The sequence below is a fragment of the Vibrio sp. Vb1018 genome, assembly GCF_033338775.1.
GTDB classification, from domain to species: Bacteria; Pseudomonadota; Gammaproteobacteria; order Enterobacterales; family Vibrionaceae; genus Vibrio; species Vibrio alginolyticus.
The window spans coordinates 447,665-459,781 of sequence record NZ_JAWOTI010000001.1 but is presented as its reverse complement, the minus strand read 5'-3'; the positions used below and the strand labels follow the sequence as shown (position 1 = coordinate 459,781).

At 44.8% G+C, this 12,117-nt stretch carries 8 protein-coding genes and 2 pseudogenes; 3 read left to right on the top strand and 7 right to left on the bottom strand.

The window, feature by feature from the left end; genetic code table 11:
• Positions 1–167 precede the first annotated feature (167 nt).
• From R7Z10_RS01955 to pdxY, 3 genes and pseudogenes are all read left to right on the top strand, one after another.
• Positions 168–1,366, top strand: a pseudogene (locus R7Z10_RS01955) (tetratricopeptide repeat protein).
• Between the two features lie 139 nt (positions 1,367–1,505).
• Positions 1,506–1,693, top strand: a pseudogene (locus R7Z10_RS01950) (AbrB/MazE/SpoVT family DNA-binding domain-containing protein).
• Between the two features lie 101 nt (positions 1,694–1,794).
• Positions 1,795–2,664, top strand: coding sequence for a pyridoxal kinase PdxY (pdxY, locus tag R7Z10_RS01945; RefSeq protein WP_318103783.1), 870 nt, complete (start codon positions 1,795–1,797; stop codon positions 2,662–2,664).
• A gap of 65 nt (positions 2,665–2,729) precedes the next feature.
• Here the strand turns inward: pdxY and sstT are convergent, their stop codons facing one another.
• The 7 genes from sstT to malT all read right to left on the bottom strand — a co-directional run bounded on the left by sstT (position 2,730) and on the right by malT (position 11,452).
• Positions 2,730–3,947, bottom strand: a complete 1,218-nt coding sequence (sstT, locus tag R7Z10_RS01940) for a serine/threonine transporter SstT (protein ID WP_104976399.1) — start codon at positions 3,945–3,947, stop codon at positions 2,730–2,732.
• A gap of 356 nt (positions 3,948–4,303) precedes the next feature.
• On the bottom strand, positions 4,304–5,380 hold the full coding sequence (gene rsgA, locus R7Z10_RS01935; protein ID WP_318103779.1) for a ribosome small subunit-dependent GTPase A: 1,077 nt from the start codon (positions 5,378–5,380) through the stop codon (positions 4,304–4,306).
• 276 nt (positions 5,381–5,656) lie between these two features.
• Positions 5,657–5,965: a PTS transporter subunit EIIB gene (locus R7Z10_RS01930; RefSeq protein ID WP_104980204.1), complete on the bottom strand. Its 309-nt coding sequence runs from the start codon at positions 5,963–5,965 to the stop codon at positions 5,657–5,659.
• The gene (locus R7Z10_RS01925) at positions 5,955–6,569 is read right to left on the bottom strand and encodes an SCO family protein (RefSeq protein WP_042522188.1); all 615 of its coding nucleotides are present in this window, start codon (positions 6,567–6,569) and stop codon (positions 5,955–5,957) included. Before R7Z10_RS01925 ends, R7Z10_RS01930 begins: the two co-directional genes overlap by 11 nt.
• Positions 6,570–6,578: 9 nt before the next feature.
• Positions 6,579–7,004 (bottom strand): hypothetical protein, encoded by a 426-nt coding sequence (locus tag R7Z10_RS01920; protein WP_104980202.1) that lies wholly within the window; start codon positions 7,002–7,004, stop codon positions 6,579–6,581.
• Positions 7,005–7,247: 243 nt separating this feature from the next.
• On the bottom strand, positions 7,248–8,165 hold the full coding sequence (locus R7Z10_RS01915) for a DUF368 domain-containing protein (RefSeq protein ID WP_031778872.1): 918 nt from the start codon (positions 8,163–8,165) through the stop codon (positions 7,248–7,250).
• Between the two features lie 578 nt (positions 8,166–8,743).
• Positions 8,744–11,452, bottom strand: coding sequence for an HTH-type transcriptional regulator MalT (gene malT / locus R7Z10_RS01910; RefSeq protein WP_005374834.1), 2,709 nt, complete (start codon positions 11,450–11,452; stop codon positions 8,744–8,746).
• Positions 11,453–12,117: the final 665 nt, after the last annotated feature.

Here is a 12,117-nt window from a genome sequence, read left to right as displayed (position 1 = left end):
AGTTGCAGTGATGTTGAGTAAAATACCGCCATTAAGTATTCGCAAGCTTCAGATTTTCGCTAAGTGGTCGTTATATAATGAAGGTAGTCGGCATTACGTCGGCGCGTAATCATAAGATTTCCCTGAAAGGGAGTTGAATTGGGCCCTGAAACCAAAAGAGGCTATTTATGAGTAGTATGGGCATTGCCATTGCGGCAACTGGCCTTTCACTCGTCCTGATATTTGTGTGGATGATCTCGTTGTCGATGCGGAAACAGAGACTCGAGGCAGAGAGGAAAGCTCGCGAAGCCGCTTATCGAAAGGCGATGCATAAAGCGCGAGAGCAAGAGCGTAAAGAGCGAGAGTTCAAAGCAGAAACCGGGCATATCCCCACCATTTTATTTCTAGCGAAAGAAGCCGAAAAGGACAACATTCGTCAAGCGCTGTATTGGTACGATAAAGCCGCTAAACTGGACAATGTGACGGGGATGTATGGCATTGTTCGCTTAAGTGAACGCATGCGCGAAGATGTGATTTTAAAAGAGCAGGCAAACTTCTGGCGTACCGCAATTGCGGGAATGGAAGGGGATACCGAAGCGAAATTTTCGACGGGCAAGGCCTTGGTCTTTGGTCGAGGAACTGAAAAAAATATCCCAAAAGGTAACCAACTGATTGAAACTGCCGCCGAAGAAGGCTGCATTGATGCCATGATTTATATGGGGGAATGGCAGCTTTCACCAGACAATAGTGCAGGACGCAGTGCAGATGCGCTTTACTGGTTTATGAAAGCGGCGGAAAAAGACAGTGCGGATGGCAAGATCCAAGTCGGCTTATGTTACCTAAATGGCATTGGTACAGAAAAAAGAGCATGGTTAAAGGTTGCTACTGGCTAGAACGGGCCGCGGAAGGTGGCAGTGCTAAAGCGATGTATCATGCTGGCGAAGCGTGGAAGGATAAAGGTAAAACGGGTAATGCAATTGCTTACGTTTGGCTGTTTCTTGCTGCCAATATGGGCTACCAACCTGCGCGTACGTTACGTGATGAAGTGGCAACCAATATTGGTGTTGATGTTGTCGTTGGATTGCAGTCCATAGCGAAGCCGTTGCAAAGAAAACTGGCCTCAGGAATGGTGAGAAAGCACTCTATTATTCGAGCCCTTAACAAAGTGTACAAACGCGAAGCGTATTTTCCTGCGGAAGAGGAGCTCAATGCGGTGTTGAATGATGAGAATAAAGACGCCTCCGAAGCTTGGGAGGAGACATCAACACTAGATTTTCAGCCTAAGATGACAACGGTAACAGCAGAAGACCAGGCAAGCACATCGCCCAACGAAAAAAAACTCTCTAAAGATGCGCTCGATTTCACTCAAAACTTCCTTCAACCATAACCTATCTTATCCAGAAGCCTCAAGATTGAGGCTTTTCTTTTGTCTTTAAAATGTTACGCCAATCCAAGTCAGCTCAACGTATTTGAGGCTAGACATCCAATGACGTGAAAACTCATTTTCGACATTTGGAGGACGAAAGATGATAAGTCAACCTGTTAAAATCGGTGACGACACCGCCGTAGTCATTCCAAGCGTAATCCTGGCTCAGCTCGGGATAAGGGAAGGAGATACCCTAGAAATCGCACTGAATAAAGACAAAATGGAAATTAAGAAGATGGTGTGAAAACCAACGCTCCAACTTACTCTGAAGATATTGAGGAGAATTGAGTTAGAGAATCTTGGTTTGTCGGATACACTACTGGTTTCGCAAAACTGGCGCTTGCCGCTGTCTTTGAACTATCGATAACTACAATAAGAGGTAAGGTACTATGCAAGGTATCCTCTCTATACAATCTCATGTTTCTTTTGGTCATGCTGGTAACAGCAGTGCTGTTTTCCCAATGCAACGCATGGGTTTCGAAGTATGGCCGATTCATACCGTTCAATTTTCTAACCACACGCAGTATCAAGAAGGCTGGACTGGGCGAGCGTTTGCGGCTGAAGACATCAGCGAGTTAGTTCGTGGACTTGGTAACATCGGCACGCTGGAAAAGTGCCAAGCGGTATTGACGGGCTACCAAGGTAGCGCAGAGCAGTGCCTTGCTGTTGAAGATACCGTGACGAAAGTGAAGAAAGCGAACCCGAACGCACTTTACGTTTGCGACCCTGTGATGGGCGCGCCAGACAAAGGCTGTATTGTGGCTCCGGGCATTGCTGAAAATCTTCTAACGCGTTTGATGCCAATGGCGGACGTGATCGTTCCGAACCAATTCGAGCTAAGTCAATTTGCTGAGATGGAAATCCACTCATTAGACGATGCGATCACCGCATGCCAACGTGCGCTAGAGAAAGGTCCAAAAGTGGTGCTAGTTAAGCACCTTTACTGCCTAGAAAATGGCAGCTTCAACATGCTATTGGCTACGCAAGAAGGCATTTACCTTGCGAAGCGTCCTCAATTTGAGTTTGCTAAACAACCTGTTGGCGTGGGCGATCTTATTTCAGCTATCTTTACCGCGGGACTCTTAAAAGGCTGGTCTCCTAAACAAGCTTTCCAACATTGTCACGACGCGTGTTACGGGGTGTTGAGTGCAACGTACCATGCGGGTGAGTGGGAACTGCAAACTATTGCTGCGCAGCAAGAGTTTGTTGAACCAAGCAAACACTTCCTGATTGAAGAAGTGGCTTTGGTCACCGCGTAATTGAGCGCAGTTAAACAAACAAGGGGAGCCATCATCGGCTCCCCTTTCTATTTGTTCTGTCAGTCTTACTGAGCTTTTTGCTGCTCTGATTTACAAACTGCTGCTGTAAAGACAACGTCTGTTGAGCTGTTTAGCGCAGTTTCTGCAGAGTCTTGAATCACACCGATAATGAAGCCAACTGCTACAACCTGCATTGCTACGTCGTTTGAGATACCAAACAGGCCACACGCAAGTGGGATAAGTAGTAGAGAGCCGCCTGCAACACCTGATGCGCCGCATGCAGAAACCGCAGCTACAATACTTAGAAGTAGCGCAGTCAGTAGATCAACTTCGATACCCATAGTGTGCACAGCTGCAAGCGTTAGCGTTGTGATAGTGATTGCAGCACCAGCCATGTTGATGGTCGCACCTAGAGGGATAGATACTGAGTATGTATCCTCGTCCAGTTTTAGCTTCTCACATAGTGCCATGTTTACTGGAATATTCGCCGCACTTGAACGAGTGAAGAACGCTGTTACACCACTTTCACGTAGACAACGGAATACAAGTGGGTAAGGGTTTTGTTTGGTTTTAACGAACACGATCGCCGGGTTTACAACGAGTGCGATGATCATCATTGCGCCAAGAAGAACCGCCAGAAGGTGTGCGTAGCTTGCTAGCGCGCTAAAGCCCGTTGTCGCAAACGTTGAAGCAACCAAGCCAAAGATACCAAATGGTGCAAGACGAATGATAAAGCGCACAATGTGAGACACGCTGTGGCTTAGATCTTCAAATACGGCCTTCGTTGTCGCCGATGCGTGGTGTAGTGCAAGACCCAGACCCACACCCCAAGCAAGAATGCCGATGTAGTTTGCTTCTACTAGTGCATTTACTGGGTTGTCGACCAGTTTAAACAACAATGTGCGTAGAATTTCAGCAATACCTTGAGGAGGCGTTGCACCTTCAGCGCCGGTGACAAGCGTTAAATTGGTCGGGAAAAGGAAGCTTAGAACCACTGCTGATAGCGCCGCGAAGAATGTACCCATCAGGTACAGTACAACGATTGGGCGCATGTAAGTGTGTTGGTTTTTCTTTTGGTTTGCAATTGAAGCGGCAACCAAAATAAACACAAGAATTGGCGCGATCGCTTTAAGCGCACCGACAAAAAGGCTACCAATTAATCCCGCGCTTTCGGCATGGCTTGGAGAAACTGTCGCGAGCAAAATACCAAAGACGATACCGACAAGGATCTGGACGACGAGGTTACCACGAGCATATCGGGCAACGAGGCTGTTGTGTTGCATACATCATTCCTGCAATTTTATGCCAGAGTGGCAGGGCAATAGTCCATCATTACACGGCGATAATGCCCTTGTATTGCAAGGGGTGAGCATTGCTTCTGGTCACTAAGACACATGATTATCAATTATCCTGTTTTTATAAATTCAGCCATTTTCTTGCTGAATATCACATATCTTAGCTTGGTAATATTTTGTGTCTAGTTTTAGTTTGTTTTTGGATTAAATGTTTGCTCAATGTTATTTAAATAAGATTTTTATGTTGAAAATTATCATTAGTTATGAGTAATGGTTTTTAATAAAGTTGTTAAAAAGGAGACTTTCGTCTCCTTTGATTTTATTGACAACTCAAACGCAACAAATTAATAACTTTGTTGGCGCCTGCGCTTATCACTCATGGCATTTCGAGTGAGTTTCCCGAACTGTCGACTTTGAGCTCGTTGCTCTGCCAAAGTCGCACCGTTAAAGGCTTGTTCTCGCAATAGTTTTTGATAGTTATTGAAACGACGAACTTCCAGTTTGCCATTTTCAATCGCAGTTTGAATTGCGCAACCCGGCTCAGTTTGATGCTGGCAATCACCAAAGCGACAACGCTGAGCGAGAGCCTCAATGTCAGAAAATGCCTCACTGACCCCCGATTCACAATCTGCTAGTTGAAGCTCGCGCATTCCCGGAGTATCAATCAAGATGCCGCCATCAGGTAATAGATGGATAGAGCGCGATGTAGTTGTATGTCGCCCTTTGCTATCGTCTTCACGAATATGCCCAGTTGCCTGTTCTTGTTGCCCGAGTAATGCATTAACAAGAGTTGATTTGCCAACGCCTGAAGAACCGATAAAAGCGAGGGTTAGTCCTTCTTTGCACCAGGTCATGAGTTTAGAAGCACTCTCTATTTCTAAGCCGTTGACTGCCTCTATAGCTAATAGAGGGTCGAGCTTCTGTACTTGGCTTTTTAGTTCATCAGTATTGTCACACAAATCGGCTTTGGAAAGCACGATGACGGGTTCGACTTCGGCTTCATGAGCCAAGGCAAGATAACGTTCAATACGACTTAAATTGAAGTCGTCGTTAAGGGAACAGACGATAAACACTGTATCCACATTGGCTGCGATGAGTTGCTCTGCCACTTTGCTGCCAGCGGCTTTGCGGCTAAAGAGGCTCAAGCGATCCAGTAAGCGAACAAATTGCTGATCTTCATTTAAGATTACCCAGTCTCCGACGGTCATGTTGGGTAAAGAATGGTGGGCATTAAGATGAACTTGCCCAGTTTCTGTTGCCAATAAATAACCACTTCGGTGGTGCGTAATCACACGAGCAAAGATAGTGTTGTCGTAATCGTCTAATGTCAGTTGTTGCTGAAAAAATGGTTTCCAACCCAATTGTTTTAGAGGGTTTGAAGTTGAAACTAATGTGTCACAAAAAGTATGTGTTTGATTCATTATTGAATTATCCCAGACGCAACAAAGCGCCTTAATACAAATCGCATTAGGGTCTAATTCGGATAGAGTTGACCCCGGTGAAGACCGGGCAGAGAAGGGGAAGTTGTGGTTATGCCACAGAGTTGGTGCTGTTGGGGTTACCCTTGCGATGCCCAGTTAGTGTTATTCAATACAATCATCTTGTGTCCTCTTCGTTGGTTAATAAATAAGTGAGTTAATTAAGCCAAAAGAGTATAGCCGCCGTTTTTTAAAGAGGGTAGCTATACTGCAAAAATATTAACTTTGTTTTGTGATGCGCTCTTCCATAATTTGCGAATACGTGTTGGCTTTTAAGCCGTATATGATTTGGACATGACGATCATCCAATATCACGACGCCATGCGCGCCATGATTTTTGAGTGCGTTCTTATCGATGACGGACGTCGCTCTGAGGGTAAGACGCAGCCGAGTCGCACATGCACCAGTTTCTATCAGGTTCTCTATGCCCCCAATGGCGTCAATGATCGTATCGACGTCTTGTTCGACATTGGGGTTGGTATGAGTTAGGAAATTGAAAAATTGCTTCAGCACTGACTTAACCGTCATTTGAAGAGCCTTCGGTCGTTAGTTTTGAAATGGCTTCAACAATCGGTGCCGGCGAGAGCGTATGCGGTACTTTAGTGATTAACGTGCCATCCGGCTTCAAGAAGTAAAAGTAAGAGCTATGATCCAGCGTGTACTTTAGTTCCGAGCCTTCCAATTCTGTCTTACGGAAAATGACACCATAGTTGTGTGCCAAAGGTGTCGTTACATCAAGTGGTGCCGATAGGCCTTCAATCATTGGATGGAAGTAATGGGCATATTTTGCTGATGCATCGGCCTCATCACGCTCTGGGTCTAAAGAAATGAACATCGGGCGTAGTTGTGCTTTTTGCGCGTCGTCAATTTGATTCAGTGCTCCTGCCAGCATTGCAAGAGAAGTTGGGCAAACGTCTGGGCAGCGAGTAAAGCCAAAATAGACGACTCGGATGCGAGGGTCATTCACATCGAAGATATTGACGGCTTGGTTATTTTCCCCAAACAATACCGTTTGTTGAGAGGTGGAACTGTCCACTTGCTCTGGCTTCGTTTTCTGGTTATCTAAATAGCTCTTTACGCCAAACCCGAGTGCGAAAGCAGCTACGAGAAATAGGGACCAATTGCGGCTCATAACGATTCCTTATCTTTGCATTTTTATAGCAGGGTAAACGGTATTCTCTCCATCACTGAGTTCACCAACCCAAGTCATTGCATCCTCCGTGCAAACCGGGAGAATGATGTCACCTTGATATTGGCCAGGAGCGATTTGCTTCAGCAAAAACTTAGGCTCACCCATCTCCATTTCTCTTCCTGAAAGACTTAGGATGAGTTGCTTAGCATCGCTTGTATGCCACTCAACATTTAGAGTGGTAGGAACCAAGGGTTGAGCAGTTTCTGAGTTTAGCGTCATCATAACATTTTCTTGGACGCAAGAGGTTGTAGAGAGAAAGCAGTATTCATCTATTGACTTGCTTTGAGTGGAAGAAGAAAAGCTTTTTATTAGAGTCGGGGCATAAAATCCCGCAACTAATGCGGCTGAAACAGCGGCGATTTGTAACAGTTTCATTAAGGTTCAGCATTTATCACTTAACATTACGAGCATCGTAGCACAGATGCGCCGCTCGCCAACTCGTGACCTCGGTAAATTGTGCGTTATACCTCGGTGACCAGCTTCTTAGTAACGCGACGGACTTTATTGCATCAAATACAGCAGAGTTTTCAATTGAGATGTTTTGCCCTTAGCCAATAGATAAAAACGGAGCCAATTGGCTCCGTTTTTATTTGGTTCAGTATGTGTTTGATACCAAAGTTATTTATCTGAATCTGCGAATTTCTCTAGACCCAAAACCAGAGCAATGGCTGCAAGCATCATTACGACAGCAAGTACTAACTGAGAAGGTTGTGATGTCACGTGTTCAAATTCAAATGGTGATAGGTTGTGCTGTAGCAATGGCACTTGTTCGCCCTTCGAATTGGTGCGCCAAGTGATGGTTTCTTTCCATGGCCAAATCTTTGGCAACGTACCAATCATTAATCCAGTCAAAAACATCAGGGTGAAATCACGGAACTTGCGTAGTAACCACGACAATAAGTGAGAGAAGGACAGTAAACCGATCACGCAGCCAGACAAAAATAGCGCTAATGTATCGACTTGAAAACCTTTCACTGCGGCTAATACAGGAGCATACATGCCAATCAGCAGCAAAATAAAACTGCCAGAGATACCCGGCAAGATCATCGCACAAATCGCGATAGCTCCAGCGAATAAGGTGTTAATGGCCGTTGGTTCCATGTGTAAAGGTTTGAGCACAGTAATACTATAAGCAAACCCGACACCAACGAGCAGAATGACAAAGCGGACAAGATCGCGTTGCTCAACCTGACGAATAATGTGATACACAGAGACCAAAATCAAACCAAAGAAAAATGACCAAAGTGGGATCGGGTGTGTGTCAAGAAGCCAAGTAATCAACTTTGCTAGCGTTGCAATACTGGTGAAAATGCCGGCAAACAGAGCGATAAGGAAGAATCCGTTGATGTGATTAAACGCGGCTTTAACCCCTTCTTTTCGCCAGATAGAGAAAAGTGAGGGGTTAATGCGTCGAATGCTTTCAAGCAGCGTATCGTAAATACCAGTGATAAACGCGATGGTGCCGCCAGATACACCAGGTACCACATCTGCTGCACCCATGGCGATTCCCTTGAAGAAAGTAATTAAGTAGTTCATTGCTCTAATGCTAAGTCGTTTCGATGGCAGAGAGTATACAAACATTGCGATGAAAAAAGTATGAAATAGTGCTGTAACTACTTGGTTTTATATCCAATCTATTGCCTATCTTTATTACCCGCCAAGAGACAATGCCGCCGTAACGAGCTTTTAATGCTTGGTTTACATTTTTGAGATGATTAACTCTACTATCAATTATCAATCTTGGTTGCATTATGCAATTGCAATTTGCGTTATGGAATTGCATTTTGATAATTTTCGCGTGAATAAATCCAACTTATATGAGATCTTGTGCCCAAAAATAAGTCTTTGCATTTTGGCATGATTAATGCATAATACTGCTCGACCCTTCTTAAGCCGAGGGTCACCTAGCCAACTGACGTTGTTAGTGAATACAATTTGTTCACACTAAATATAAGCCAATCGCGATTATTGCGGTTGGCTATTTTTTTATATGAACAACGTTACTTACGTGCTTTGCAAATTGCACTTCTCTTACTTTCAGTCATAAAAAAGGGCTGACGTGTTACGCCAACCCTTGTGTTTTACTTTACGTTTTAACCCGTTTATCTAGCAGTTCAGTATCCCATCAACTGCAGCAAATTTTCAGCTGTCACAATGGCTTCTTTACGATTAGCAATATTAAGCTTTTGGTACAGGTTGCGAATGTGGGTTTTAATTGTCGTACCTGCCACATCCAGCTCTTGTGCGATTTGCTCGTTACTAAAGCCTGAATAAATCAGTCCCAGAACCTGCCATTCGCGTTGTGTTAATGGGCTGGTACGTACTAGCTCTGGCACATTAGGGTGATTCACCAACTTTTCAATAAAGTCTTCATCAAAGTGAATCGACCGGCTACGTTGATTCGATGAAATGTCCTTCATTAACTGTTGAGCACGGTGACGCTCAAGATCGCCCAGTTCATGGCGGAGGCTCAACTTCTCCAGCAGACCGCCAATGGTTGCACCATCAATCAGGAAGTTTCCGACCATGCCAGTTTGGTTCGTCATTACTAATGCTTCTTTTAACAGAGCCTTGGCTTGCTCCTCATCTTTTTGGCGAGCAGAAAGGACCGCTTCAACCACTAAGTTGCGATTAGTATCTGTGATTAGGTTAGTGCGACGAGCTTCACCTTGGAGAAAATCTAACGCAGCACGAGCGTCGGTATATTGGCCTAAGTTAATGTGGGCGCGAGCAATGTTACGCCATTGCAATTGAGAAAAGTGGTTGCATGCCGATTCAGGACGAACCGCAGTGTTGAGCCATTCTTGCATTGCATCGGTATTCCCGCGCGCTTGCCAAAATAGAATCAACGATAGTGAAGCGTTTGCAGTCCAATCTACGTGGTAAGTCGACTGTTTCATCAAGTGCTGTATATGCTCAATGAATTTACCGGCTTTGTCTAATTCACCGCGTCCAATCGCAATACGCGCCAACATCGAATAGCTATGTAAGTGCTTGCTTGGTGAATGGTTTTCGAGAATTTGCAGACCTTTGTACGCGCATTCTTCCGCTTCATCAAGTCGGTTCCAGCACCAAAGTACTTGCGCGCGAATACGCAGCAAAAATTCATGAAGAGGAACATGCTGAAGCTGCTGATCTTCAATCAGACGGAATGCGGAATCTTGTAGTTCAAAGGCAGCTTGCACGTAACCTTGTGCAATTAAAATCTCGCTTTGCTGCAATATTGCCCATAACGCTTGGTGATATACCTGATACTGACGAGCTAGCTTTTCAGTTTGTTGCATCATCGGCAAAGCACGGTCTAGTTTACCTAGCACGTGGTTAACTTCACCAACAACCGAAGTCGCCACAATTCGGCTACGGTAAATTGTGTTATCAAGTTGGCTAAGCGCTAACTCCGCTAATTCGAGAGCTTTTTCTGGTTGGTTACTGTTGATAGCCACTTGAGCAAGCAACGCGTTTGCTTGACCTTGATAATGAATATCTAACGCAATGTTACGCTTTTTGTGTTCCTCTTCCGCTTCTTCAAGCAGGTGGCCCACTTGGTTATAACGATGCTGACTTTGAGCCAACCATGCTCGGAGCATCGTAAGTTTTGGGTGGCTGAACAACAGATCATCGTCCAACTTGTTAATTGAGCTTTCCAGTGTGCTGAGTTCGCCTTGGTTAAACATCTTCCAGCCGAATTCGTTTAGGATCTCTACCACTAAGTCCTTATCATTCGATTTTTGTGCATGATGAATCGCTTGGTGTGGTGCTTTTTGTTGTAACCAAGCGATAGCAGCATTGCGGTGGAGATCTTTTTCTTGCTGAGGAATACGAGCTTGGCGCTCATGCGATAAAAACTCGCCAAATAAGTTATGGAACCGGAACCAGTTCTGTTCCCCTTCGAGCGGGTAAATGAATAAGCCGTAACGGTTAAGCGATTCAATCATTCCCAGTGCATCTTCGCGTTGGGTAAGGGCAAACACTAACTCATCATTGAAGTGGTCAAGCACGGATACTTGCATTAAAAAGTGACGAGTTTCGTGATCGAGTAAGTCAAACACTTCTTCGACCAAGTAATCCCACAAGTGCGCGTGATTGAACTGCGATACCGACTCTACAGTTTGTGCCAATGTGCGGTTTTGATGTTGGGCTTGTAATGCGATTAACTGCATCGCCGATGGCCAACCTTCAACATAGGTTCTTAGGCTGTTCGCCATGTCTTCATCAATACCATCGGCGATACGCTGGTTAAAGAAGCGAGTGGTTTCTTCGGTATCAAACGCCAACATCTCGTTGCCGATTTCGATCATTAAATCACGAACACGTAAGTTTGCAGTGCCCAGAGGCGGCGCTGCACGACTGGTTACCACAACGGTGAGGTTGTCTGGCATGTGCTTTAAGAAGAAACGCATGGATTCATGGATTTCATCATTCGTGATTAAATGGTAGTCATCAAGTACCACGTAGCACTCTTGATGAAAGTCAGCCATTTCAGCGAATACTTCGCTAAATAGGGAGCGTAAAGACGAGATCTGACGTTTTTCCGCCAGTTTTTGTGCGTTAGCGCAACTGAAGTTGGTGGCTTTGTTTAATGCTTGAAGCAGATAGTTTACAAAGCGAAAGCCGTCGTTATCGCTGTCATCAATGCTGTACCAACCGACGTTTGGCTTATCGGATAGCCACTGCGCTGCCATTGTTGTTTTTCCGTAACCTGCTGGGGAGCGGAATAAAACCAATTTGTAGTAAGGCGCTTGCTGTAGTAAGTCCAACACTCGTGGGCGCACGATGGCATTGTGCAGGCGTCCTGGTCGAGTAAGCTTAGATGGAATCCACATTAGTAGTTATGTCCTTATTTATGTATACCCAAATGACAGCAACGTGATCATTCTAGTAAAGCCCCCTTGAAAGCCGTCTTACTGAATGATGTCATCAGCATCAAAAACACTGTTTGAATGCCGGATAATGTCGCTACTGTTGGGGCTTGCGTCCGTCTGAAAAACCATTCCATACGGTCACTTAGATATAAAAGCTAGCGAAAACTAGAAATAACTCACATCGCCTAATTCTAGTTTGTATAAAAAGCGTACAATCCTGTGAGCTGAGTGGGATGTTACGACATCAGAAATGTTCGTTACTTTGATCCACTTCCTAATTCTCAAGGGTTGATGGATTTACCATCAACTACGCCCTTTATTTGTGATTGTCGTCACTTAAATATCGTTTGTTTCGTTAGCGTTAAGATCGCGTTGCACATAGATTACGAAAAGTTCTTCTACGCTGACCGAGTTAATGTGACCGATATTACAATTTTCACATCATCAGATGAGTGGACTATAAAAAGCGTCATGAACGGGTTTTAACCTTTCTCACATTCCATTGTGATCAAAATCACTAAGAACTGGTGCAAAGTTCACTTTGTTGAGATTTGGATCACTAACCTAGCAATGGTACCCCCTCTACGCCCTCAGCCCTCCTCCTTCAAAGGATGAGAATTAGGAGG